The sequence below is a fragment of the Bradyrhizobium sp. INPA03-11B genome, assembly GCF_040446015.1.
GTDB classification, from domain to species: domain Bacteria; phylum Pseudomonadota; class Alphaproteobacteria; order Rhizobiales; family Xanthobacteraceae; genus Bradyrhizobium; species Bradyrhizobium macuxiense_A.
Genome location: NZ_JASGSR010000032.1, coordinates 16,145 through 40,304, shown reverse-complemented (window position 1 = coordinate 40,304; position 24,160 = coordinate 16,145). Strand labels below are relative to the sequence as shown.

Here is a 24,160-nt window from a genome sequence, read left to right as displayed (position 1 = left end):
CTCTCCCCGGCGGGGAGAGGTCGGCGCGAAGCGCCGGGTGAGGGTTCTTGCCCCTTCGATAGACCGTGACCCCTCACCCGATTTGCTGCGCAAATCGACCTCTCCCAAGGGAGAGGTGACCCGCGCCCGCGGCCCTGGCTCCGCTCGCTTACGACGCCGGAGCCTCGACCCTATCGCGCAAGGTGAAGCGCTCGCCGTCACGGACCAGCGCGACGTTGTGCTGGTGGAACGCATCGAGCGTCGAGCGATGGCCGATCGACACCACCGTGGTGTCGGGCAGCTTCTCGGCGATCAGCCGGTAGAGCGCGGCTTCCGACGGCTCGTCGAGCGAGGCGGTCGCCTCGTCCAGGAACAGGAATTGCGGTGCATGCAGCAGCGCGCGGGCGATGCCGAGCCGCTGTTGCTCGCCGAGCGACAGCATCCGGTTCCAGTGCGCCTCTTCCCCGAGCCGCGCCGCGAGCTGCGGCAGTCCGACGGCGGTGACGACCTCGCGGACCCGTCCCGCGTCGAATTTCGCGGCCTCGCCCGGATAGACCACGGCGTCGTGCAGTGATCCGATCGGCAGATAGGGACGTTGCGGCAACATCATCAGCGTGGCACCGGGGGGGACATTGATCGCGCCCTTGCCGAACGGCCAGATGCCGGCGATGGCGCGGAACAGCGTCGACTTGCCGGCTCCCGACGGGCCGGTGACCAGGGTGCGTGCGTTGCCGGGAAGGCTGAAGCCGTCAGCCGCGAGCAACGGCTTGCCATCGGGCAGGGTGACCACGAGATCGTCGAGTTCGATGCCACGGCCGCCGGCGGGTTTAACGTGGATGATGTCCTGCCGCTGCGCGAGTGCATCGCCGCCGCGGATCGAGCTCTCGAAGCCATCAAGTCGTGCGACCACCGATTGCCATTCGGCCAGCGTCCGGTAGGCCGTGATGAAGAAGGACAGAGACTCCTGCACGCTGCTGAAGGCGGACGCGGTCTGCATCATGCCGCCGAGCTGGATCTTGTTGGCGAAATAGGCCGGCGCGATCAGCACATAGGGGAAGATCACGGCGGCTTGCGAATAGGTCGCGGTGAAGGCGGTCAGCTTCTTGGTTCGCTGCATGATGTCGAGCCAGTTCCCGACCACGAAACCGAACCGATCGAGCAACCGCGTGCGCTCGGCCGGCTCACCCTCGAGCAGCGCGATCTGCTCGGCGTTCTCGCGCGTCCGCACCAGGTTGAAGCGGAAATCGGCTTCGAACCGCTGCTGCCGGAAGTTGAGGTCGACCAATGGCCGGCCGATCAAATGGGTCAAGGTTGTGCCGAGGATCGCGTAGATCAGCGCGCCCCAGACCAGATAGCCGGGAAATGCGATGTCGTTGCCGAACAGATGCAGCGGCGCCTGATTGGACAGGCCCCACAGGATGACCACGAAGGACGCAAGCGTCACCACGGAGCTCAACAGTCCGATCCCGAGCGTCAGGGTCTGTTCGACGAAGCGCTGGGTGTCGTCGGCGATACGCTGGTCCGGGTTGTCGGCGGCATCGCCGAGCAGCTGCATGCGGTAGTGGTTGGCATCGTGCAGCCAGCCGCGGAGATAACGCGTGGTCATCCAGCGCCGCCAGCGGATCTGCAGCCATTGATTGAGGTAGAGCTGGTAGACTTTCAGGGCGATCCAGAACGCCGCGAGCACGCAGAAATAGCCGATCTGATAGGTGAAGACCGCCTGATCGCGCTCCTGCAGCGCATTGTAGAAAACATTGTTCCAGCGGTTGAACAGCACGGTGAGAAAGACGCTGGCAAGCTCGATGATGATCACCGCGGCCAACAGTCCCCGGCCTGCCCATTTGTCATCGGAGTTGAAATAGGGCGAGGCGATGCGCCACACCGTCGCGAGCGTCGAGCGAATGTTTTTCACAGATTATCGTCTCCAGGGAAGGGGCCGCAAAGGCCTGAAGAATCGGGACAATCAGGGCGATCCTCGACTAAAGTCGTAGGTCTGGCATGCAAGCGTTGTCTTGTCCCGGCGATCGAGTCAACCCTAGCATGACGACAACGGCGAGGGGCGGGGGACCTTCGATTTTTCGCGAGGATGTGAGCGATCCTTACCGATCGTTCATTCGCGAGCCGGGGCTACGACTTTCCGACGGACTCCCGCAATCGCACCAGCGCGCCTGGCCGCACCGATGCCGGCGCGCTGCATAAAAATGTGGGAAGGATCCCGAGATGAACACCTGGAATCAAATCTACAATCCGCTGGGCAATGCGGGGCTGTCGACGATCGCCGCCGCGGTTCCCGTGGTCACGCTGCTGGTCCTGATCGCCAGCGGCAAGGTGAAGGCGCATATCGCCGCCATCATCGCCGTGATCGTGACCAACCTGATCACGATCTTCATCTTTGGCATGCCGACCAACATGTCGGTCCGCGCCACGCTGCTCGGCGTCGTCACCGGGTTCTTCCCGATCGGCTGGATCGTGCTCAACGTCATCTTCCTCTACCAGGTCACGGTGAGGTGCGGGAAGTTCGAGCTGCTCAAGCGCGCGGTCGGCGGCGTCACCGAGGATCGCCGCCTGCAGCTCTTGCTGATCGCGTTCTCGTTCGGCGCCTTCTTCGAGGGCGCCTCGGGCTTCGGCACGCCGGTCGCGATCACCGGCGCGGTGCTGATCGGGCTCGGCTTCTCGCCGCTCGCAGCCTCCGGCCTGTCGCTGATCGCCAACACCGCCCCGGTCGCCTACGGTGCGCTGGGCACGCCGATCCAGGGCCTCGCCTCGGTCACCGGGCTCGACCCCTACATCCTCGGCGCCATGGTTGGCCGGCAGCTGCCGCTGTTCTCGCTGATCGTGCCGTTCTGGGTGGTGTGGGCGTTCGCGGGTTGGCGCGGCATGAAGGAAATCTGGCCGGCGATCCTGGTCACCGGCGTGTCGTTTGCGGTCCCGCAATTCGTGATCTCGAACTACATCAATCCCTGGATCGTCGACATCGGCGCCTCGCTGATCTCGATGGGCGCGCTGATCCTGTTCCTGAAGGTCTGGCAGCCGCAGCAGCTCTGGCTGTCGCCGAAACTGCGCGGCCGCGATGAATCGGCGGCGACGATGGCTTCCGCTCCGCCGCTCGACAAGACGCCGCTGACCCAAAGCGAATTGTGGAGCGCGCTGCTGCCGTGGATCATCGTCTGCATCCTGATGCTGATCTGGGGCAATGGCGCGTTCAAGACCTGGGCCAACGCCAACTTCACCTGGAACTATGCGGTCCCCGAGCTCGACAAGCTGATCTTCAAGGTGCCGCCGGTGGCCGCCAAGCCGACGGCGGAAGGCGCGGTGTTCAGCTTCACCTATCTGTCGTTCACCGGCACCGGCATGCTGATCGCCGCGATCATCTCGGGTCTGTTGATGGGCTTCTCGCCGTTCAAGCTGATCGCCGAATACGGCCGCACCATCCGCCTCTGCGCGATCTCGCTGATCACAATCTCGGCGATGCTGGCGATCGGCACGCTGACCCGGCTCTCCGGCGTCGACGCCACGCTCGGTCTCGCCTTCGCCGCGACCGGCGTGCTGTATCCCTTCTTCGGCACCTTGCTCGGCTGGCTGGGCGTGGCGCTGACCGGATCGGACACCGCCTCGAACGTGCTGTTCGGCAATCTGCAGAAGATCACTTCCGAGCAGCTCGGCCTGTCGCCGATCCTGATGGCGGCGGCGAACTCCTCCGGCGGCGTGATGGGCAAGATGATCGACGCGCAATCGATCGTGGTCGCCTCGACAGCCACCAACTGGTACGGCCACGAGGGCTCGATCCTGCGCTACGTGTTCCTGCACTCGATCGTGCTGGCGTGCCTGGTCGGTCTGTTCGTGACCCTGCAAGCCTATGTGTATCCGTTCACGGAGCTGGTCCTGAAATAACTAGGCGAGGCGTCGCCCAAACGAAGATCCCCGCGGGTGAGAGCCCGCGGGGGATTTTGCATTTTCAAGCGCTTTTTCTCGGGCGGCCAAGCTGGCCAATCCCGGCCTCGTCCCATAGAAGGGGCGGCATCGCAATTCTTTTTGGGAATGGCATGGTCTCGATGAAGCGGATTCTGAACGGCGGCATGGCCGCGTTGGCGCTCCTTGCCGCGGCTCTGGTCGCGATTCCGGCCGAGGCTCAGGAAGGATTCCCATTCGGCGACGTGATGACGCTCGACGCCGCGCGCATGCCGGGCTCCAAGCGAATCCCCTCGATCGAGGTCGGCGACAACGGCGAGGTGATCCTCGAATTGTGGTGTGATGGCGGCAAGGGTCAGTTCTCGGTTGCCGGCAACACCATCGTGTTCGTTCCCGGCGCGATGGAGAACCGCAACTGCACGCCGGATCGGGCGCAGGCCGACAAGGATCTGCTGGCGGCGCTCGGCGACATGACGAGCTGGCGGCGGCACAATGAAGAGGTGATCTTCTCCGGAAGCAAGTCGCTGCGCTTTCTGATCAACGGCAACTGACCGCGGTCGCGCGTCGGCGCAGGCATTCAGGGCGTCGCGACCAATCCGCTTGCGGTGGCGACGATCCAGCGGTTGCCCCAGCGCACGATGGAATCGACGCGGCCGAGGCCGGGGACGACGTCGCCGCGCGCCGCCATCTTGACGCCCTCCGGCCCCTCGAGCACGGCGGTGCCGTCGCGGACCTCGACCACCGACCATCCGGGAATCGTGCTCGGCCGCGTCTCCGGTCCCGCTGCCAGCTGCGGCTTCGATCCGAGCATGGCGGCTTGCGCGCCGAGCGTCGTCGGCGCGGCCCCCAGCACTTGCGGGCGCGGGCTGGCGGGGGTGGTCTTCGGAATGCTGCCGGTGACCGATGGCTCGGCATTCGACGCGGTCCGCCGCGGGCTCTCGCTTCGGCGGCTCGGCGGTGCCTCCGCAACGTGCGGGGCGGGCGCTTCCTTCTGGGCCACCGGGACGGGGGCAGGGCTTGCAAAGTCGTGCCAGTTGGCGCCGCCGGTCCAACCCAGCACGAAGCTTGCGGCGAGCGCGGTGGCTGCCAGCAGCGCGGTGCCGATGCGGTCGGCGAACGGCTCCCGCAGCAGCAGGGCGGCGTCGTGGTTCTCGTTTGAGACGTCCCAGAGGTCCGCCGTCTGCGCCGGCGAATGACCCTCCGTCACATCTGTCGGCCAGATGCTCTCAGGGTTGATCGGCTCGCGGTCTTGCATGGCGTGACCCGTGTTCGGTGACGCAAAGGATGATCCTCGAAACTAAATCGAGCCTTAATTTTCGGTGACCGAACTGCGGCAGCACGAAGTCTTTTGGTCGCAGGCCCCGTAAATTGACGGGACGGCGAGGGCGGCCGACAATCGCAACCACGCCCCTGCATTGCGGCCAGAGATGCACGAGCCTCGAATCAGCATCGCTCCCGAAGACCCGCGGCAGCCGGAGGTGCGGCGGCTGGTCGATCTGTCGGACGCCTACATGCAGGCGCTGTATCCGCCCGACAGCAATCACCTCGCCGCCGCCGAGACGCTTGCCGTCCCGGGCACGGTCTTCCTCGTCGCGCGCCGTGATGGCGAGGTGATCGGGTCGATCGCCTTCCGCCTCATCGCGCCCGATCATGCCGAGATGAAGCGGATGTTCGTGCGCGCCGACGCGCGCGGCCACGGGCTCGGCCGCCGCCTGCTCGACGCGCTGGAAGACGTGGCGCGGCGCCGGCGGATCGCCCGCATCAGCCTGGAGACCGGAATCCGGCAGGCGGAGGCGATCGGGCTCTATCGCGCTGCCGGCTACCTGGAATGTCCGCCGTTCGCCGGCTACGCGCTGGATCCGCTCAGCCTGTTCATGACCAAGAACCTCTGACGTCCGCCGGCGCCGTCGGCTCGCGCATCGTGCAGCGCAGCGGTCGTTTCCGGACGTCGTCTCCGCAAAGCGGGTCGTTTCGGCCTGTGGCCGCGGCTATAGCGGACGCATGCTCGATTTCGCCGCACAATATGCAGCCTTTCAACGCCGCGACCCGGCCTGGGACGGCATCGTGTTCGTCGCGGTCAGGACCACCGGCGTGTACTGCCGCCCGGTCTGCCGGGCGCGCACGCCGCTCGCTCGCAACGTGCGGTTCTACGGCAGCGCCGCCTCCGCCGAGCGCGCCGGCTTCCGGCCTTGCCTGCGCTGCCGTCCGGAGGCTGCGCCATTCTGTCCGGCATGGAAGGGCACCAGGACGACCGTCGAGCGCGCATTGGCGCTGATCGAGGACGGCGCACTCGACCACGGCAACGTCGCCGCGCTGGCCGATCGGCTCGGCATCGGCGCGCGGCATCTGTCGCGCCTGTTCGCCGCGCATCTCGATGCCTCGCCGCTGCAGGTCGCGCTGTCGCGGCGCGTGCAGCGCGCCAAGTGCCTGATCGACGGCGGCGATCTCCCGCTCGCGCTGGTGGCGCAGCGCGCCGGCTTCTCCAGCGCAAGGCGCATGAACGCCGCCTTCGCAAAACTCTACGGCCGCTTGCCCGCCTCGTTGCGACGGAAGCGGCCGCCAGGCGTCACCATGCAACCCAATGGAGACCAGCAATGGCCAAAAGCTACGGCAAGAGCTACGGCACCGTCAGTGCCGAACAGAAACTCGGGATGAACGGCCTCGACTTCGTCCAGGGGCTCGTCTCCGGCGCGCTGCCGCTCAACACCATCGCGCGGACGCTCGGCTATGACGTCACTGAGGCCGAGCGCGGCCGCGTCGTCGTCACGCTGCTGCCGACCGACGCGCATCTCAATCCGGCCGGCACCGTGCATGGCGGCCTCACCGCGACGCTGCTCGACAGCTGCATGGGCCTTGCGGTGCAGTCGACGCTCGACGCCGGCACCAGCCAGACCACGCTCGAGTTCAAGATCTCGCTGCTGCGTCCGATCACGCCCGACACCGGCCCGATCCGGGCCGAGGGCCATGTGCTCAATTGCGGCCGCCGCGTCGGCACCGCCGAAGGCAGGGTCACCGACGCGAAGGGACGGCTGCTTGCGCATGGCACGACGACGTGCCTGATCTTTCCGGCCTAGCGCGGACCGCCGCGGAGGGACTGCGCCGACATCGCATCGAGGCACGCGATGCCGGTTCAGCCAGAGCGAGCTGCGCGGACTGGGTCAGCCCGAGTAGCCAGCGTGTTCGGGCAGGCGAATGAGACCGAGCTGAAGCATGGCGGTGATCGCATCTTCCTGTCCGAGCTCCTCGGCGATCCGTCCGTCCTGCACGCGCAGCACGGTCGTGCCGGCGAACGTCATCTTGCGGCCGGAGGCTGCGGGCAGCGAGCCGAGGCGGAAGTCGCTGAATGCGGGTCCGGTGTGGGTGCCGCCGCCTTCCCAGCGGCCGACGACGAGGTCGCCTTCCGCGACGAGATCGCCGACGCCCCAGAAATTCAGATCCGGAAACGCCTCGCGAAACTCGGTCATGAACTTCGTCACCGCGGCGCGGCCCTTCTTCGGTTCGTGCATCGGGTAGTGCACGACAATGTCGGCCGTGGCGAGCTCGTTGATGATGCGCGGATTCCAGGGGTTGCCCCAGAATTCCTTGAACCACCGGCCCACGACGTTCTTGTTTTCCTCTGACATCTCTCGTCTCCATTTGCGCGTTGCCGGTATCGCGGCCGGCGTTGTGTCGATGCGCGCAGTGAACATTCGATGGCGCCTATCGAACCACCCGATTTCAGATCGGGCGCGCGACCGCGTTCGAGACGAGATTCCGCTTTGTCGATATGGCGCTTAGCGTTGTTTCCCGAACGTCGTCGCGGAATCGGAAAGCGGGTGGTTCGCGCAAGGCGCGCGCGAGAGCATCTTCGCGAGCACACAGGAGATCATCATGCGTAACTTCGATGCGATCGCCGCGTTGCGCGGCGACGGGCTTCGTCCCGAATTGCGGGCGTTGCTCGATCGCGCGGCGGTCGAGCCTCGTTCCGAATTGTTCGTCAGGAGCGACGGGATGCTTCAGTGCGGTCCGGACGCCACCCCGAAGCCGGTGCGAGACAATGTCGTGCCGCTGAAGACGAGGGCGGCCTCACCGAAGGAGAGTGCCGGCGTTACCGCCACACCGACTTGTCGGCGTCCCAGCGCTGGCCCTTGAACTCCTTGAGCAGCGCGTCGATCGCGCCGTTGTCGTTCTTGGCCTCGCTGCCTTCCTCGTCGCTGCTGGAATCGTCGGACAGATTCAGCTTGGCGCCGGCACTGTCGTCCGATGTGGAGACGGTGGGGCTCGAGACCCACAGCATCAGTTTGTCGGAGCTGCCGGGCTTGTCGGGCGAGACGAGGGCGGTGACCTCGTAGTTCTGGGTGAGGCCGAGCGCAGGGTAGACCGCGCTGGGGCGCTTCAGCACCAGCTTGAGCTTGCCGGTGTTCGCATTCCAAGTCGCGGAGGCGGGCTTTGCGACAAGCGTCTTCGCCAGCACGCCGGCGATCGCGGTTGCGAGCTTGTCCTTGTTGATCTTGTCGCCGTCGCGCCAGTCGGCGGCGGCGAAGCGGATGGTGCGGTCCATCTCGACCACGCCGCTGGTCCAGCCGGCCGCCATGACGCCGGGCGCCGCTTTCACCTTGGCGAGCAACGCGCCGGCGTGCTCGGGATCGACGGTGAGGTTGATGGTCTGCTCGCCGGAGCGCATCGCATCGCAGGTCACTGACAGGCTGGAGGTGCCGATCTCGACGGCCTCGCCCTTCAGGCTCTTGAGGAGGTCTGCGGCTGCATCGAGCTTCACCCGCACGCCGATCGATTCCGGCGAGACGTCGGTGAAGTCCTTCGGCTGCGGCGTGATGCCGTCCTCGGTGGCCTGGTTGTCCTGGAATTCCTTCTCGCTGAGATCGGAATTGTCCGTCGAGGCGACCTCTGTCACGGTCTGGCCGATCGTGATCTGGCCACGGAACTCAAAACTGTCGCCGGTCTGCTTGCGGTTCAGCTTGATGGTGACCGGCTGCTTGTCGGCGACGCTCTGGGTGCTGCCGGACAGCGACTGGCCGTTGACGGTGAGGTTGGCGACGAAGCGGTCCTTGCGGTCGGAGCTCTTGTCGGCGGGATAGCAGACGTCGAGCACCGCCGCGGTCACGGTCTTGCCCTGGCGGGTTTCCTTCAGCACGACGTCGGCATTGCCGTCCATCAGGCCGTCGATCGCGGTGAAATAGCGCATCTCGGGGCCGCCGCCGGCTGCCGGCTTCGTTTGCAGCTTCATCTGGGCGAGGGCAGGCGCCGAGGCGACGGCAAGACCGAGCAGCAGGAGCGGGAGCGCGCGCATACGATGAGTCCTCGAAGGGCAGAATCGGTTCCGTCGTAACTAGCAAACCTCCGTGTCATTGCGCAAAAAAGAAGGCCGCGTGACGGCGGCTGTCGCGTTTGGACTGAACTGACCTTTGGCTCTGTCATGACGAATGCAGATGTGCCGTGCGTCATCCGCGTTCGGCAGGTTCCTCGCCGTTCTCCAGCCGGCCGCGCAGCGTCGTGACGACGTGGGCCATGGTTTCGATATCCTTCAGCGAAAGTCCGTCGGCGAGATTGTTCACCCAGGGCAGTTGCAGGCGCATCGCCGCGTCGAAGGCTTGCTGGCCCTTCTCGCTCAGCACCACGAGCTGGGCGCGGCGGTGATGCGGATTGGTCTCGAATGTCACGAGCCCGTCCCTTTCGAGGTCGTTGACGATGCGCTGCACGTTCTGTCTGGCAGCGCCGAGGTCGCGCGCCAGCCACGCGACCGGTTGCGGGCGTTCGGCGGTGACGATGGCGCCGAGGATCTGCCAGCGGGCGCTGGTCAGCCCGAGCCCCGCCACCAGCCGGTCGCCTGACGTGAACAGCAGGCTGTTGAGCCTGAACAGGTCGAGAATCAGGCCGCTCAGGGCTTCACCCGCCGGCGTTCGCTTGGTCTGTGGCATTTGTCCCATAGGTGTATATTGACATCATAATGTCAATATCGATATGTATCGATACGATCGAAATGACATCATAGCACCATAGCAACGGAGCAAGCCATGCCGCATATGCGCCCCCTGGACCCCGCATTCCCGATCGACCGCCAGCTCGCGGTCGCGGCCACCAACGTCGTGCTCGTCAATCTCTTCACGCTCGATGCGGCCGACGAGGACGCCTTCCTCAGGGCTTGGCAGGACGACGCCGCCATCATGAAGCGGCAGCCCGGTTTCATCTCGACCCAGCTGCACCGCGCGCTCGGCGACAGCCCGGCCTATCTGAATTACGCGGTGTGGGAATCCACCGCCGCCTTCCGCGCCGCCTTCATGAACCCGGAGTTCAGGGCCAAGCTCTCGGCCTATCCGGCCTCGGCGGTGGCATCGCCGCATCTGTTCCAGAAGGTCGCGGTGGCCGACATCTGCGTCGCGTAAGGCACGATGATTTTTGGTCGAACCAGCATCCCCGCAGACGCTGTACGCCTCTCCCGCTTGCGGGGGAGGCCGACGCGCATAGCGCGCGGCGGGTGGGAGTTCTATCCCCCACGAAGGTTCTCGATCGGGGAGATACCCCCACCCCGACCCTCCCCCGCAAGCGGGAGAGGGAGCGCAGCGGCATTCGGGGCGACGTCCGAATTGTTCAACCGTGGATCGCCATGAGAACAGCGAGCGTGGCGACACCGGTCAGAAAGGCGATGTCGAGAAATCGCAGCGGCGCCTTTGGACGATGACCGATCGAACCGAAGATGACGTAATAGAGGCCATAGCCTGCGCCGAGAACGGCGAACGTCAGCGTCTGCTTGAACCAGAACGTCAGGACGACGGCAAAGTCATCGACTCTGTCCTGGGCATAGGCGCCCAATGCGAGCACCGCGCCGATCGCGTAGAACAGCGCCAGCGTTGTCGTCAGTGATTTGGCGTCGCGGGACATCGGATCGTCCTTACATCTCGATCGTGATCAAATCGCAAAAAAGAAGGCCGCCCGGAGGCGGCCTTCGATTGCGATGCGGATGTGCAGCGGGGGCTTAGAAGCCGCCCATGCCGCCCATTCCACCCATGCCGCCGCCCGGCATCGCCGGCGCCGCGTCCTTCGGCACTTCGGCGACCATGGCTTCGGTGGTCACCAGCAGGCCGGCCACGGAGGAGGCGTCCTGCAGCGCGGTGCGCACCACCTTGGCGGGGTCGATGATGCCCTTGTCGACCATGTCGACATAGTCCTCAGTCTGGGCGTCGAAGCCGAAGGTCTCCGACTTGTTCTCGAGGATCTTGCCGACCACGATCGAGCCCTCGACACCGGCGTTCTCCGAGATCTGGCGAACCGGAGCTTCGAGCGCCTTGAGCACGATGTTGATGCCGGCCTGGACGTCGGCATTCGGGTTGGTGAGACGGCCGACCGCCTTTTTGGCGCGCAGCAGGGCGACGCCGCCGCCGGGCACGATGCCTTCCTGCACCGCGGCGCGGGTCGCGTTCAGCGCGTCCTCGACACGGTCCTTCTTCTCCTTGACCTCGACCTCGGTCGCGCCGCCGACCTTGATGACGGCAACGCCGCCGGCGAGCTTGGCGAGGCGCTCCTGCAGCTTCTCACGGTCGTAGTCCGAGGTGGTTTCCTCGATCTGCGCCTTGATCTGGCCAACGCGGGCGTCGATGTCCTTCTTCTTGCCGGCGCCCTTGACGATCGTGGTGTTCTCCTTGTCGATCACGATCTTGCCGGCGCGGCCGAGCATGTTCACCGTGACGTTCTCGAGCTTCATGCCGAGGTCGTCGGAGATCAGCTGACCGCCGGTCAGGATCGCGATGTCCTCCAGCATCGCCTTGCGGCGATCGCCGAAGCCCGGCGCCTTGACGGCGGCGACCTTGAGACCGCCGCGCAGGCGGTTGACGACCAGCGTCGCCAGCGCCTCGCCCTCGACGTCCTCGGCGAGGATTAGCAGCGGACGGCCGGACTGCACCACGGCTTCCAGCACCGGCAGCATCGCCTGCAGGCCGGACAGCTTCTTCTCGTGCAGCAGGATGTAGGCATCCTCGAGCTCGGCGGTCATCTTCTCGGCATTGGTGATGAAGTAGGGCGAGAGATAGCCGCGGTCGAACTTCATGCCCTCGACGATGTCGACCTCGGTCTCGAGCGACTTGTTCTCCTCGACGGTGATGACGCCCTCATTGCCGACCTTCTGCATCGCCTGCGCGATCATCTTGCCGATCGCGGCGTCGCCATTGGCCGAGATGGTGCCGACCTGCGCGACCTCGGAGGACGAGGCGACCGGCTTGGCGCGCTTCTCGATGTCCTTGATCACGGCGGCGACCGCGGTGTCGATGCCGCGCTTGAGGTCCATCGGGTTCATGCCGGCGGCGACCGACTTGGCGCCCTCACGGACGATGGCCTGGGCCAGCACGGTCGCGGTGGTGGTGCCGTCACCGGCGGTGTCGTTGGTCTTGGAAGCGACCTCGCGCAGCATCTGCGCGCCCATGTTCTCGAACTTGTCGTCGAGCTCGATCTCCTTGGCGACGGTGACGCCGTCCTTGGTGATGCGGGGCGCGCCAAAGCTCTTCTCGATGACGACGTTGCGGCCCTTCGGGCCGAGCGTCACCTTCACGGCGTTGGCGAGCACGTCGACACCGCGCAGCATGCGGTCGCGGGCGTCTCCGGCGAATTTTACGTCCTTGGCAGCCATTGATTTGAACTCCTGGAAAAAGTGTGGGGCGGTTGTTTGCTGTTTGTCATCGCCGAGGGGGCTTCCCCTCTCCACGCAACCGAGGTGTACCTCGGTTGCGCATTTTGATTTTGCGCAAGTCGGGCAGGCCCGACTTGCGTGGGAGAGGGTGGACGCGATGCGGGAGCATCGCGGACGGGTGAGGGGTCTGTCTCCGCGGATGGAGACCCCTCATCCGGCGCGCCTTGCGCGCCACCTTCTCCCACAAGGGGAGAAGGGAAGAGGTCGCCATGCAGACGCGGCGGCCCTCGGAGTTCGTGGGCTTACGCCAGCACGCCCATGATGTCGGACTCCTTCATGATGAGGAGCTCCTGGTTGTCGAGCTTGACCTCGGTGCCCGACCATTTGCCGAACAGCACGCGGTCGCCGACCTTGAGGTCGATCGGGATCAGCTTGCCGGCCTCGTCGCGGCCACCCGGGCCAACGGCGACGATCTCGCCCTGCGACGGCTTCTCCTTGGCCGAGTCCGGAATGATGATGCCGCCCTTGGACTTCTCCTCGGCATCGATACGCTTGACCACGACGCGGTCATGCAGTGGGCGGAAGGTGGATTTAGCCATGACGTTCCCTCTTGGAGGCTCGGTTTCAGGTCCGGTTCATCGAGACCGGCGTTGAATGCCGGCCCGGTCGGCGCAGGGCAGGACGCCCGGCGCATTTAGCAATCGTGGTGCGAGAGTGCTAATTGCGGGCCGGGAAATATGGCTTGGCGCAGTTTCTGTCAAGCAAACGGGTTAAGGCCTTGGTGAGGCCAATATAGGATGGTGGACCAGAAACCAAATCGTAGCGATGACGTAATTTTGTCAGACGTCATTGCTCCGTCTTAAGTTTTACGCTTGGCTGCAGGACGGGTGCGGCCGGGACATTGTCGGGGGATACATATGATCAGGTCACTCAACGCGCGATTGGTCGCACGGTTCGCGGCCGTTTCGGCGCTGACGACACTCTTGGGGGCGTGCGGCAGCATGAGCCTGCCGTCGTTGTCGTCGAACCCCGAGCCGGTGCCCTCCGAACCGGGGGTCGCCCCGGAAATGCCGGCGAGCATCCGCCCCGACGAGATCGTCGGCCGCTGGGGTCTCGCCTCGTTCCAGAATCCCGCCGACCGCGCCCGCACCGAGGCCGCCGCGCGCGGCCAGTGCAAGCAGCCTTACGTCATCGGCGCCGGCCAGAACGGCGGCGTCATCATGCATCTGGCCGACCAGGCCACCCCGCAGGAACTGCGGCTGAAGGGTTCCCCGAGCGGCAAGAACTATATCGGCCCGCCCGGACCTGTGCCCGGCGAGCAGGACCGCGAGATCATCTCGTTCGACGGAAGGGTCCTGATCACCCGCTTCGTCGACAAGGACGCCGCTACCCGCTACGGCAACATGGTCTACGTCCGCTGCGCCCCGCGGGCGTAAGAGCGAGGCTGGTCCTTCCGTTCATCCTGGAGCCGCATCGGCAGTACACCTCTCCCCTTGTGGGAGAGGTCGAATTGCATCGCCAGATGCAATTCGGGTGAGGGGTATCTCTCCACGAGTGACCCTCTCTGAGTCCGAGCTCGCGGATAGAACCCCTCATCCGGCGCTGCGCGCCACCTTCTCCCACAAGGGGAGAAGGGAAGGCCGCCCGTCATTGCGAGCGAAGCGAAGCAATCCATGGTCCCGCTGCGGCACCATGGATTGCTTCGTCGCTTTCGCTCCTCGCAATGACGGGGATGGACAGTCGGTACAAACAAAAACGCCGGCCCTTGAGGCCGGCGTTTTCGTAATTGTCTGGCGATCGCTCAGTTGAACATCGCGTCGATGTCGTCCTGCGAGGCGTGGCCGGCGTCGCCGTCGAGCTTCGGGCCGTTGAGCAGACGGGCATCGCCCTCGCGGGTGTCGACGATCGGCGGGGAGTGGGTCTTGATCGCGTCGACGCCGCCCCAGATGTTCATCATCTCGTTGATGTGCTGCTCGATGAACTTCATCGTCTGCATCACCTTGCTGATGCGCTGGCCGGTGAGGTCCTGGAAGTTGCAGGCCTCGAAGATCGAGACCACGCGTTCCTGAATATCTTCGCTGAGCCGCTTCTGCTGGTCCGGCGTGACGTTGTTGGCCAGCGCGCTCGCGGCCTGGTCGATCGCCTCGACCGCTTCGAGGATCTGCTGGGTGGCCTGTTCGGTGCCGCCGACCACGGCGCCGAGCTCGCCATTGACCTTGGCCATCTCCTCGCCGTTGAAGCTCTTGCCGTGCAGCACGGCGATCTCGCGCTTGGTGCGGCTGATCGCGTCGTGGATCAGGTCGAGCTCGACCTTGAGCTTCTCGCACTGCTCGACCTGCGCGCGGTAGGTCTCGAGCAGCGCGTGCGTCTCGGCGACTTCGCGGGCGACCGCGGCATCGACGCTGTCGCCGGTGCGCTGCGCCGGACTTGCGGCCATCTGGGCGCGGATCGAGCGAAGCTCGGCCATGATCTCGCGATGCATCGGACCGAGGTCGGCGCCACCGGTCACTTCCGGCTCCGGTATCGCGACCTCACCCATCGCCTGCTCGACACGAAAACGCTTGCGCTTCACTGACATGATTTTCATTCCCGCCCCTTCACTGCAGTCCGTTCTAGACAGTGCGGATTTAACGTCAGGTTCACGCGGGAACAGTTTGCTGGATCGTGCGCAACCGCTGCGATACTTGTGATTAACCATGTCGCTGCGGCGTTCACGCAAAATAAACGCTGTCGGGCAAAACCGCGTCGCATTGCCGACGTGGTGAATCGAAACGGCCGATCCGTTTACCAAACCGATGCGGTTTTCATTGCTTATTGACCACGTGCAACGGCGCAAGTCGGCGCCCTCGCGCATCACGTCACGACGAAACCAGTACAGAGTACGTCGATGTTCAGGAAAACCACGCTTGCGCTGCTCGCCGGCGCGTCTTCTCTTATTGCGATTCCCCATTCCGCCATGGCGATCGATGCGTCGGCTCAGCCCGAGCCCACCGTGATCTACGCCAACCAGGGCGCACCGCAGCCGCCGATGCGCACCGCCTATGTGCAGCCGCAACGCTCCAACATGGGCGGCGGCTTCATCGAATTCCTGTTCGGCGATGCGCCATCGTCGCAGGGTTATGCGCCGCAGCCGATGTATCAGCAGCAGCCCGCCTATTACGGCAACCGCCAGGGGCTGCCGCCGATGGATCCGCAGCAGCAGATGATCCGTCAGCAGCAAGAGGCCTTGGGCGATCCGGCGCAGCGTCCGTTCGATCCGCAATATGAAAAGCAGCTGGTCGACTATCACGGCAAGGAAGGCGCCGGCACCATCGTCGTCGATACGCCGAACAAGTTCCTCTATCTGGTGCAGGGCGACGGCCGCGCGCTGCGCTACGGCATCGGCGTCGGACGGCCCGGCTTCACCTGGGCCGGCACCAAGACGATCTCGGCGAAGAAGGAATGGCCGGCCTGGACGCCGCCGCCGGAAATGCTGGCGCGCCGTCCCGACCTGCCGCGGCACATGGAAGGCGGTCCGGAGAATCCGCTCGGGGCGCGTGCGATGTATCTCGGCTCCTCGCTCTATCGCATCCACGGCTCCAACGAGCCCTGGACGATCGGCACCAACGTCTCGTCCGGCTGCATCCGGATGCGCAACGAGGACGTCATCGACCTCTACGGCCGCGTCAATGTCGGCGCCAAGGTCGTTGTGATGTGATCGTGTAGCCCAGCGCGAAGCACAACGATGGGTTAGTCCGCGTCGTCCCGGCGTAGGCCGGGACCCATCCCCCAGCTGTCATCGCCCGGCTTGACCGGGCGATCCAGTATGCCGCGGCCTCTCGGCTCAAGCACTGCGGCCTCTGGAATACTGGATCACCCGCATGCGCGGGTGATGACACCGCGTGGTTGAGTCGGAATCAAAACGGCCGCTCGGTGTGAGCGGCCGTTGTCGTTTCAGCGATCGCGTTTACGCGTAATCGCTGTTGTCGTCGCCGCCGTTGTCGTCGAAGTCGTCGGCGTCTTGATCATCGTCACTGTCCCGGTCGGCCTGCGCCTGGTCGAACGCGCCGGCGCGCGAGCCGTAGTCACTGTCGCGACCGGACGAACCGACATCATTGATCCCGGCGTCACGGGCGAGGTCGCTTGACGACTGGTCGCCGCCCCAGGGGCGCGAACCGCCACCGAAATTGCCTGCATCGGCCAGCGACTGGTGACCGCCGCCGCCCATCATGCCGCGGATGCTGGAGAGCAGCAGCCCGCCGCCGACCACGCCGGCCGCGGCCGCAGCCGCGGTGCCGAGGAACGAGCCGCCACCGGCACCGGGCGCGCCGCCGAAAGCCGGGGGCTGCGGGCCGCCATAGGGCTGGCCGTATTGGGGCTGATTGTATTGCTGCGGCGGCTGGCCATAGCCGCCGGCCTGCTGCATCGCCTGGCCCGAGTTCCAGACCGGGCGGCTGCCGCCGATATCGGGCGCGCGCACCGGCGGCACCGAGCCGTGCGGCTGGCCTTGTCCCTGTCCGAAGATCGCATCGCGCATTGAATCGAGGAAACCGCCTTGCTGCTGGGCCGGCGGCTGCTGACCGACCGCGGCCTCGAGCTCCTGGATCCGGTCATGGGCGCGCTTCAGCGCCTCGTCCTGCACCAGCGCGGTCTGAACCAGCGCGTAGACCGCATTCGGCGCGTTGCGCAGGCCCTGCATGATCGCGGACATGGCCTCGCTGTCGCGCGGGGCATTCTCCAGCTTGGCGAGCCGGTCGAAGAGATCGTCGATCAATTGGCGTTCTTGCGGTGTCATGGCGTTCTCCATCGCGTCGATCGAATCGGCGCGCGGCTGATGTAGGACGGGCTTTGTGGCGCAAGGAGTGGGGGCCAGAATTAAATTTATGTATGCGACAATACGACCGCAGGTTTCTTTATGGATCTTGTCAGGCCTGTGTAACTTTATTCGAGTGTAACTTTATTCAGGGCCAGCAGCGCCGGGAAATCGTCGCCGGCGAGATAGGCATGCTCGGTTTCGCGCTGCGTCGTCAGCGGATCGAGACTCTCAAGTGTTTCATCGACGAAACCGGGATGGCACATCACGAGGCCGTCCTCCGGCAGGCCGTCGAGAAAGCCGCGCATCAGCGCCGCGAAATCGTTCTCGCGGGTGAAATCATAAGCGCCGGCGAAGGCCGGGTTGAAGCGTAGGCCTATTCGCTGCGCCTTGATCCGGAACTGGGTGCTGAGCACGTTGAGCACCAGCGCCTTCGGCGCCGCCAGCTGGCGCGCCAGCGGACCTTCGCGCCCGCACTGCCGCACCCAGGCGTCCGGCGCGCGCTCCTTCACGGCGCGCAGGAAGCCGTCGCGCACCTGCGGGAACAGCTGCGCGTGCTGGTGGCCGTCGACGAAATCGGGCGCGCGGCCGAACAGCTCTTGGAAGGCATCGAGCTGCGCCAGCACCTCGGCATGAACCAGCTCGGCGTCGAGCCGATGCATCAGCCCGGCGCGCAACAGCCGCGGGAACGGCAGGAACATGTCGCCGTCGAGCGGGCGGAAATGCATCGTCAGCGGCCGGAACGGCGCGGTCAGCGTCACATGCAGCCCGATCGCGCAGCGCGGGCTTTTCGCAACCGATTCCTGCAATGCGGAAGCAGCCTCGCGGCCGATCGCCGGCGTCACCATCATCACCGACGTCGCATTGAGGCGGCCGCGCTCGATCAGATCGCGGATCGCGCGGTTGACGCCGTCACTCAAGCCATAATCGTCAGCACACAGCCAGATCCGGCGCAGTGGAGCGGATTTGACGTTCGCCGTCATTTGCCGCGACTCCTCAATGCGAACGTCAAATCCAAGAGCTCCACTGCAAGAATTGTTTTCTAGTGGTCCTTTGATCCCAACATTCGCAAAGTGCCTCCCGGTCGGAATGCGAATGTTGGGATCGGACCACTAGGCGGTTTCGCTCATTCGGCGGCGGTCCGCTCGGAGGCATCTTGCGTCGCGCCGCCGTCGGCGTGCTTCTCGGTGTGCTCGGCGACGAAGTAGATCGGCCGGGCCTTCAGCTCGGAGAGGATCTTGCCGATATATTCGCCGACGATGCCGATCATGATCAGCTGCACGCCGCCGATCGTCATCACGCCGATCATCAGCGACGGATAGCCGGGCACCTGCTTGCCGGTGGTCAAGACTTCCCAGAGGATCGAGAGGCCGAACAGGAAGGCCGCGCCTGCGAGCAGCGCGCCGAGCAGGCTGGCGAAGCGCAGCGGCGCCACCGAGAACGAGGTCAGGCCCTCGATCGAGAGGCCGATCAGCCGTCCGGCATTGAAGGTGGTGACGCCATGCGCGCGCGGCGCCGGCTCGTAGTCGACGCGGATCTGCTTGAAGCCGATCCAGCTGGCGAGGCCCTTGAAGAAGCGGTTGCGCTCCGGCAATTGCCGCAAGGCCGCCGCCGCGCGCGGCGACAGCAGGCGGAAGTCGCCGGCATCCTCGGGGATCTGCTGCCGCGCGCCCCAGTTGATCAGCGCGTAGAAGCCGCGCACGGCAAGCCGCCGCGCCGCCGATTCATTGTCGCGATGCGCCTTCGCCGTGTAGACCACGTCGTAGCCGTCATCGATCCAGTGCGCGACCAGTTGCTCCACCAGCGTGGGCGGATGCTGGCCGTCGCCATCCATGAACAGCACCGCGCCGCGGCGGGCATGGTCGAGGCCGGCCATCAGCGCCGCCTCCTTGCCGAAATTGCGCGACAGCGACACCACCTGCAGGTCGAGCCCATCGGCGGGCAGGCCGCGCGCGATGGTGAGCGTATCGTCCGCGCTGCCGTCGTCGACATAGATCACTTCGCAGGCCAGCCCGTAACGGGCGCGCAGCGACCTCGCGAGGTCGATCAGCCGTTGGTGCAGCGCACTGAGCCCGGCGGCCTCGTTGTAGACGGGCACGACGATCGACAGACCCTGCGCGGCGGCGGTCTTGGCGGTCGTGGTCAGGCTGGAAACGTCAGAGCCCAGCATCATCGGTCAGGTTCCAGAACAAGAGCGTTTTCGGGGCGAAGCCTGCCCCGCACTTGATGCGGGGCGGGTTCCGGTTCGCGTGCAGAAAACGCGTCACAACGAGCGATCATGGACACAATATGGTACCGGCGGCCGCCTGTCGCCAAGATGAACGGCCGGGCCGACTCATTGTCGCAGGAACGCCTCGAGCTTGGCGAACAGCGGGTTCTCGCGGTCGAACACATAATCCAGCGACACCACCGAGACGGTTTCGGCGCCGTGCTCGCGCAGGAAGCTGCCGAGCGCGTAGAGCTTGCCCGGTGGGCAGTGCAGCGTAAGCATGCCCGACGAGGTCGGCCCGCCGAACGGGGCGACCACGCCGAAACGCTGATGCGCCTCCGACAGCAGCGCATCGTTGCAGCCGGCAAAGCGGGTGCGGACCTCGCGGTACTTGGTTGCGCGGGCCCGTGCGGCGATGTGGTCGAGGATCACGCGCGCGGTCTCGCGGGCACCGGTCGACCAGTCGGCATCCTTTGAGGCCACCAGATTGGCCTGGCTGCGCAGCATCACGCCGTCGTCGAGCACCTTGAGCCCGTTGGCGGCGAGCGTTGCGCCCGTCGTCGTGATGTCGACGATCAATTCGGCGGTGCCGGCCGCGGGCGCGCCTTCGGTGGCACCGGCGCTCTCGACGATGCGGTAGTCGCCGACGCCGTGTTTGGCGAAGAAGCCGCGCGTCAGGTTGATGTATTTGGTCGCAACCCGCATGCGGTGATTATGCTGCTCGCGGAAGCCGCTCGCGACGTCGTCAAGATCGGCCATGGTGCGGACGTCGATCCAGGCCTGCGGCACCGCGACCACGACATTGGCGAAGCCGAAGCCGAGGCCTTCGATCATCAGCACGCGCTTGTCGGGATCCGGAATGCTCTCGCGCACCAGGTCCTCGCCGGTGACGCCGAGATGCACCGCGCCGCGCGCCAGATTGGCCGCGATCTCGCTCGCCGACAGGTAGGCGATCTCGACATTGTCGACGCCGGCAATGGTGCCGCGATAGTCGCGCGCGCCACCGGCTTTCGACAGGGTCAGCCCGGCGCGGGCGAAAAAGCTTTCCGCGTTTTCCTGCAGGCGTCCCTTGGACGGAACGGCGACGACGAAGGGCGTGCTCATTGGGTCGCTCCGCGGCCGGCGGCCTTGCCATGCCGGGTCATCGCCTCGATCCAGACCGAGAAGCCGACCGCGGGGATCGGATTGGCCGATCCGAGCTGCGACATCAGCCCGTCATAGCGGCCGCCCGCGACCAGCGGCTCGCTGCCGTTCCCCTTCGCGTGCAGCTCGAATTCGAAGCCGGTGTAGTAGTCGAGGCCGCGGCCGAACGCGGTCGAGAACCGCGTCTTCCGGATGTCGATGCCGCGCGCGGCCATGAAGCCGACCCGGCTCTCCAACTGGTCGATCGCGGCGGAAAGGTCGAGCCCGGCGTCACTGGCCAGCGCGCGCAGCTGCGCGACCGCGTCGTCGGGATCGCCCGAGATGGCGAGGAAGCGCTTGATGGTCGCGACCGCATCGCGCGGCAGCGCCCCGGCCTTCAGCGTCGATTGCTCGAGGAAACGGTCGGCGATCTCCGCGACCGTGCGTCCGCCGACATTGGTGGTGCCGGCGATCGACATCAGGTCGGTGACCAGCGCCAGCGCCGCCTTGCGGTCGGAGCCGGCGAGGGCCGCGAGCACGCCCTCATATTCGTTGCGGCCCGGCGCCGTCGAGAGTGTCAGCTGCTCGATGTCGTCGGTCAGCGAGACCTTGCGGTTGAAATCCTTGATCAGGCGCCGCCGCCACACCGGGTAGAGCTCCAGCGCATCGATCAGCGCGTTGAACAGCGCAACGTCGCCGGTGCGGATCTCGACGTCGGTCAAACCAAACGCCGTGGTCGCCTCCAGCGCCAGCGCCAGCATCTCGGCGTCGGCCGCGGCGGGGTCCTGCCGTCCGAAGGATTCGATGCCGGCCTGCAGGAACTGGCTCGGCGCGCCGCCGCGATAGCGGAACACCGGGCCGAGATAGCTGAAGCCGGCCGGCTGGCCGGCGCGAGGCGAGGCAAGGTAGTCGCGCGCCACCGGGATCGTGAGGTCCGGACGCAGGCAGAGCTCTTCGCCGCTGGGGTCGGTGGTCAGGTACAGGCTCTTGCGGATGTCCTCGCCGGAGAGGTCGAGGAACGGCTCGGCGGGCTGCAGGATCGCGGGTTCGGACCTGATGTAACCGGCCTGCGCGAACGAGGCCAGCAGCGCATCCGCCCATAGAGCGGATCCGGCGGCGGATCGTGGTGCGGCAGCTTCGGTCATCTCGAGGTCCAATTCGCCCCGCAATCGCGTTTCGAGGCCGGTTCCATAGGTGGTGTTGGCGGAGCCCTTAGCATGGCCGATCCATGGTTACGACAGGGATCACCCAAGTGGCTTAATGATTGGGTTCGTTAACGATTTTGCGACGGCTTGGCTAGGGGCCGGGCGCGCCGAATTGCGAGTGAGGTGAGCACGCCTCTCAGGCTCCCTCCCCCCTTGCGGGGGAGGGTCGGGGAGAGGGGTGCCGCTTGCTCCGTCGTGTGACGGTTCGCGCGGATTCACGCTTGCGGCGTTCGCGTTACAAGGGCTGGATTGCACGAAGCGGTAAAATTCCGGCCCGCCGGAGCCCGGGGCTTACCCCTCTCCCTAACCCTCCCCCGCAAGGGAGGAGGGAACCCTTCCGCTGGTGCGTCCATCACTACCGCACCAATCCCCGAGCGCGGCCTGCACCAGCGCCAGCGCGGCGACGGCGGCGGTGTCGGCGCGCAGGATGCGCGGGCCGAGTGCGAGGCGGAGGATGGTGGGCTGGCGCAGCAGCAGCGCGCGCTCCTCTTCGGCAAAGCCGCCTTCCGGGCCGACCAGGACATCGATCCCGGCATTGGCAGCTTCGGCAGCTTGCAACGCCCGCACCGGGTTCGCGACATCTGCGGCCTCGTCGCAGAACACCAATAGCCGCGCCTGGTCGCGGCCGGCGAGGAAGCGCTCGAGCGGCACGGGATCGGCGACCTCGGCAACCGAGATGATGCCGCATTGCTCGGCCGCCTCGACCACATTGGCGCGCATCCGTTCGCCATTGACCCGCGACACCTGGGTGAAGCGGGTCAGCACCGGCACCAGCCGCGCGGCGCCCATCTCGACGGCCTTCTGCACCATGTAGTCGAGCCGCGCATGCTTCAGCGGCGCGAACACATAGGCGACGTCGGGCAGGCGATCCTGCGCGCGGGTCTGCGCCGTGATCGTCAGCGTGTCGGCGCGCTTGCGGCCGGAAATCGCCGCGCGCCATTCGCCGTCACGGCCGTTGAACACCAGCACGGTGTCGCCGGCGCCAAGCCGCAGCACGTTGCCGAGATAATTGCTCTGGTCGCGTTCGAGCGAAACGGTTGCGCCGGCGCCAAGCGGCGCATCGACGAACAGACGGGGGCTGCGAAAATCGTGTTCGGGCATGTTCGGGGAGGATCTTCATATTCCCTGACGGACATCGTTCACCAGCGCTGCGGCGGCTTCACTGCAGCTCGGCAAGTTTACCAAACTGAACGACACCGTAATCCCGCGGACTCGCCATGAACTCGCGGGCCGGGTAGAAAGAAAGCGTCGATACATTGCTTCTGTCACCAAGTCATTTTTTGAAGTCCGAGGGGTCGCTTGCACGCGGCCCCTTTTGTTGTTCGGTCGGTGCGGCCCGCAGATTCAAGACGACGCATGACCGAAAATCCTGTTCAGACAGATTTGAAGTCCGTTTTTACCGCCGTTCGTAGCCTAAAGGCTTAGAATCCGGGAACAATTTAATGTGGCCGGTGTGGCCCTACGCCGCGCTGTCGCCCAAATCCACGGGTTGTTAAGGGCTCACAGGAATCGTAAAACGCCCCCAAATTTCGTTGCTTCGTTTTCGTTGCGCTGGGGTTGCCTGGACCTTTTGCCGGAGAAACACCCTCGATGATCCGCCGACTGATCGTGCTGACCGTTGCCGCGACCGCCCTGTCCGTGGGGCAGGCCGCTGCCCAGAGCGCTTTTCCGGCTCCGCTGCCTGGACAGGCCGGCACCGTCAACGACCCCGCGTTCCCGCCGGTTAACGGCGCGCGGCCGAGCCGGGCAGGCACCGCTTCGGATCCTGCGTTCCCGCCGGTCAACGGCGCGCCGGCGGCCAGGGTCGGCGCCACGCCGTCGGCATTTCCGTCCAATGGTGCAGCTCCGATCGCCGGCGGCGGTCTGTCATCCCCACCGCCCCCGCCGGGCGCCGGTGGTGGCGGCGGTCCCGGTGACGCCTGCATGAAGGATTTCGTGCCGCTGCGCGAGGAGACCGAGAAGCGCGGCAAGGCGATCAAGGCGGCGAGCGACCGGCACGCCAGCCCGCAAGAGGCCTGCAAGCTGATCGGCAATTACAGCCAGGCTGAAGTCAGGATGATCAAATATGTCGACACCAACGCGACGAAGTGCGGGATCCCGCCGCAGGTCTCCAACCAGCTCAAGGACGGTCACAAGAATACCGAAGCGCTGCTGAAGAAGGTCTGCAACGTCGCAGAGCAGGCCGCGGCGCAGCCGCGCGGGCCCGCGGGGCCGTCGCTCAGCGACGTGCTCGGCTCGTCCGCCTCGCTGCCGGAAGCGACCCCGACCAAGAAGGGCGGCAGCACCTTCGACACCCTGAACGGCAACGTTCTCACCCGATGATGGATCGC

The 24,160-nt window shown here is 65.8% G+C and carries 24 protein-coding genes; 9 read left to right on the top strand and 15 right to left on the bottom strand.

Translation table 11 applies throughout. The features are described 5' to 3' along the window. Positions 1–148 precede the first annotated feature (148 nt). Entirely contained in the window at positions 149–1,891 is a 1,743-nt protein-coding gene (locus QMZ05_RS16035; RefSeq protein WP_353701632.1) for an ABC transporter ATP-binding protein/permease, read from the bottom strand. Between the two features lie 308 nt (positions 1,892–2,199). Here QMZ05_RS16035 and QMZ05_RS16030 point away from each other — a divergent pair, with 308 nt between their 5' ends. Both QMZ05_RS16030 and QMZ05_RS16025 read left to right on the top strand, forming a co-directional pair. Beyond that, positions 2,200–3,870, top strand: a complete 1,671-nt coding sequence (locus QMZ05_RS16030) for an L-lactate permease (RefSeq protein WP_353701631.1) — start codon at positions 2,200–2,202, stop codon at positions 3,868–3,870. 152 nt (positions 3,871–4,022) lie between these two features. Then, a complete protein-coding gene (locus QMZ05_RS16025) occupies positions 4,023–4,439 on the top strand; it encodes an META domain-containing protein (RefSeq protein WP_353701630.1) in 417 nt (138 codons plus the stop codon). A 26-nt stretch (positions 4,440–4,465) separates the two neighbouring features. On the opposite strand, the gene QMZ05_RS16020 is transcribed toward QMZ05_RS16025, so the two are convergent. Beyond that, positions 4,466–5,143, bottom strand: coding sequence for a hypothetical protein (locus QMZ05_RS16020; protein WP_353701629.1), 678 nt, complete (start codon positions 5,141–5,143; stop codon positions 4,466–4,468). A gap of 172 nt (positions 5,144–5,315) precedes the next feature. On the opposite strand from QMZ05_RS16020, the gene QMZ05_RS16015 reads away from it, so the two are divergent. The 3 genes from QMZ05_RS16015 (at position 5,316) to QMZ05_RS16005 (ending at position 6,962) form a co-directional block, all read left to right on the top strand. Next, positions 5,316–5,780, top strand: coding sequence for a GNAT family N-acetyltransferase (locus QMZ05_RS16015; RefSeq protein WP_353701628.1), 465 nt, complete (start codon positions 5,316–5,318; stop codon positions 5,778–5,780). Positions 5,781–5,889: 109 nt separating this feature from the next. After that, positions 5,890–6,543, top strand: a complete 654-nt coding sequence (locus QMZ05_RS16010) for an Ada metal-binding domain-containing protein (protein ID WP_353701627.1) — start codon at positions 5,890–5,892, stop codon at positions 6,541–6,543. Further along, on the top strand, positions 6,483–6,962 hold the full coding sequence (locus QMZ05_RS16005) for a PaaI family thioesterase (protein WP_353701626.1): 480 nt from the start codon (positions 6,483–6,485) through the stop codon (positions 6,960–6,962). The genes QMZ05_RS16010 and QMZ05_RS16005 overlap by 61 nt, the downstream gene beginning before the upstream one ends. Before the next feature lie 84 nt (positions 6,963–7,046). Here the strand turns inward: QMZ05_RS16005 and QMZ05_RS16000 are convergent, their stop codons facing one another. The 3 genes from QMZ05_RS16000 to QMZ05_RS15990 all read right to left on the bottom strand — a co-directional run bounded on the left by QMZ05_RS16000 (position 7,047) and on the right by QMZ05_RS15990 (position 9,803). Next, a complete protein-coding gene (locus QMZ05_RS16000) occupies positions 7,047–7,511 on the bottom strand; it encodes an ester cyclase (protein ID WP_353701625.1) in 465 nt (154 codons plus the stop codon). Between the two features lie 464 nt (positions 7,512–7,975). Then, positions 7,976–9,175, bottom strand: a complete 1,200-nt coding sequence (locus QMZ05_RS15995) for a hypothetical protein (RefSeq protein WP_353701624.1) — start codon at positions 9,173–9,175, stop codon at positions 7,976–7,978. A gap of 151 nt (positions 9,176–9,326) precedes the next feature. After that, on the bottom strand, positions 9,327–9,803 hold the full coding sequence (locus QMZ05_RS15990; RefSeq protein WP_353701623.1) for a MarR family winged helix-turn-helix transcriptional regulator: 477 nt from the start codon (positions 9,801–9,803) through the stop codon (positions 9,327–9,329). A 96-nt stretch (positions 9,804–9,899) separates the two neighbouring features. Here QMZ05_RS15990 and QMZ05_RS15985 point away from each other — a divergent pair, with 96 nt between their 5' ends. Further along, the gene (locus QMZ05_RS15985; RefSeq protein WP_353701622.1) at positions 9,900–10,268 is read left to right on the top strand and encodes an antibiotic biosynthesis monooxygenase family protein; all 369 of its coding nucleotides are present in this window, start codon (positions 9,900–9,902) and stop codon (positions 10,266–10,268) included. A gap of 205 nt (positions 10,269–10,473) precedes the next feature. Here QMZ05_RS15985 and QMZ05_RS15980 read toward each other — a convergent pair whose 3' ends face one another. The 3 genes from QMZ05_RS15980 to QMZ05_RS15970 form a co-directional block, all read right to left on the bottom strand. Beyond that, positions 10,474–10,764, bottom strand: a complete 291-nt coding sequence (locus tag QMZ05_RS15980) for a hypothetical protein (RefSeq protein ID WP_353701621.1) — start codon at positions 10,762–10,764, stop codon at positions 10,474–10,476. Positions 10,765–10,858: 94 nt separating this feature from the next. Beyond that, on the bottom strand, positions 10,859–12,502 hold the full coding sequence (groL, locus tag QMZ05_RS15975) for a chaperonin GroEL (protein WP_353701620.1): 1,644 nt from the start codon (positions 12,500–12,502) through the stop codon (positions 10,859–10,861). 302 nt (positions 12,503–12,804) lie between these two features. Further along, a complete protein-coding gene (locus QMZ05_RS15970) occupies positions 12,805–13,101 on the bottom strand; it encodes a co-chaperone GroES (RefSeq protein WP_018269780.1) in 297 nt (98 codons plus the stop codon). A 318-nt stretch (positions 13,102–13,419) separates the two neighbouring features. On the opposite strand from QMZ05_RS15970, the gene QMZ05_RS15965 reads away from it, so the two are divergent. Beyond that, positions 13,420–13,938 (top strand): hypothetical protein, encoded by a 519-nt coding sequence (locus QMZ05_RS15965; protein WP_353701619.1) that lies wholly within the window; start codon positions 13,420–13,422, stop codon positions 13,936–13,938. 365 nt (positions 13,939–14,303) lie between these two features. Here the strand turns inward: QMZ05_RS15965 and QMZ05_RS15960 are convergent, their stop codons facing one another. Then, positions 14,304–15,080, bottom strand: coding sequence for a protein phosphatase CheZ (locus QMZ05_RS15960; RefSeq protein ID WP_353701618.1), 777 nt, complete (start codon positions 15,078–15,080; stop codon positions 14,304–14,306). Between the two features lie 309 nt (positions 15,081–15,389). On the opposite strand from QMZ05_RS15960, the gene QMZ05_RS15955 reads away from it, so the two are divergent. Continuing rightward, on the top strand, positions 15,390–16,199 hold the full coding sequence (locus QMZ05_RS15955; RefSeq protein WP_353701617.1) for a L,D-transpeptidase: 810 nt from the start codon (positions 15,390–15,392) through the stop codon (positions 16,197–16,199). 249 nt (positions 16,200–16,448) lie between these two features. On the opposite strand, the gene QMZ05_RS15950 is transcribed toward QMZ05_RS15955, so the two are convergent. The 6 genes from QMZ05_RS15950 to QMZ05_RS15925 form a co-directional block, all read right to left on the bottom strand. After that, positions 16,449–17,276, bottom strand: coding sequence for a DUF2076 domain-containing protein (locus QMZ05_RS15950; RefSeq protein ID WP_353701616.1), 828 nt, complete (start codon positions 17,274–17,276; stop codon positions 16,449–16,451). A gap of 146 nt (positions 17,277–17,422) precedes the next feature. After that, positions 17,423–18,277: a ChbG/HpnK family deacetylase gene (locus tag QMZ05_RS15945; RefSeq protein WP_353701615.1), complete on the bottom strand. Its 855-nt coding sequence runs from the start codon at positions 18,275–18,277 to the stop codon at positions 17,423–17,425. A gap of 143 nt (positions 18,278–18,420) precedes the next feature. Further along, the gene (locus tag QMZ05_RS15940) at positions 18,421–19,467 is read right to left on the bottom strand and encodes a glycosyltransferase family 2 protein (protein WP_050426166.1); all 1,047 of its coding nucleotides are present in this window, start codon (positions 19,465–19,467) and stop codon (positions 18,421–18,423) included. A 162-nt stretch (positions 19,468–19,629) separates the two neighbouring features. After that, positions 19,630–20,607, bottom strand: a complete 978-nt coding sequence (hisG, locus tag QMZ05_RS15935; RefSeq protein WP_353701614.1) for an ATP phosphoribosyltransferase — start codon at positions 20,605–20,607, stop codon at positions 19,630–19,632. Beyond that, a complete protein-coding gene (locus QMZ05_RS15930; RefSeq protein WP_353701613.1) occupies positions 20,604–21,770 on the bottom strand; it encodes an ATP phosphoribosyltransferase regulatory subunit in 1,167 nt (388 codons plus the stop codon). The genes hisG and QMZ05_RS15930 overlap by 4 nt, the downstream gene beginning before the upstream one ends. Positions 21,771–22,133: 363 nt before the next feature. Beyond that, positions 22,134–22,931 carry a 16S rRNA (uracil(1498)-N(3))-methyltransferase gene (locus QMZ05_RS15925; RefSeq protein WP_353701612.1) on the bottom strand — a complete coding sequence of 266 codons (798 nt, stop codon included), beginning with the start codon at positions 22,929–22,931 and terminating at the stop codon, positions 22,134–22,136. 489 nt (positions 22,932–23,420) lie between these two features. Here QMZ05_RS15925 and QMZ05_RS15920 point away from each other — a divergent pair, with 489 nt between their 5' ends. Beyond that, on the top strand, positions 23,421–24,152 hold the full coding sequence (locus QMZ05_RS15920; RefSeq protein WP_353701611.1) for a hypothetical protein: 732 nt from the start codon (positions 23,421–23,423) through the stop codon (positions 24,150–24,152). Positions 24,153–24,160: the final 8 nt, after the last annotated feature.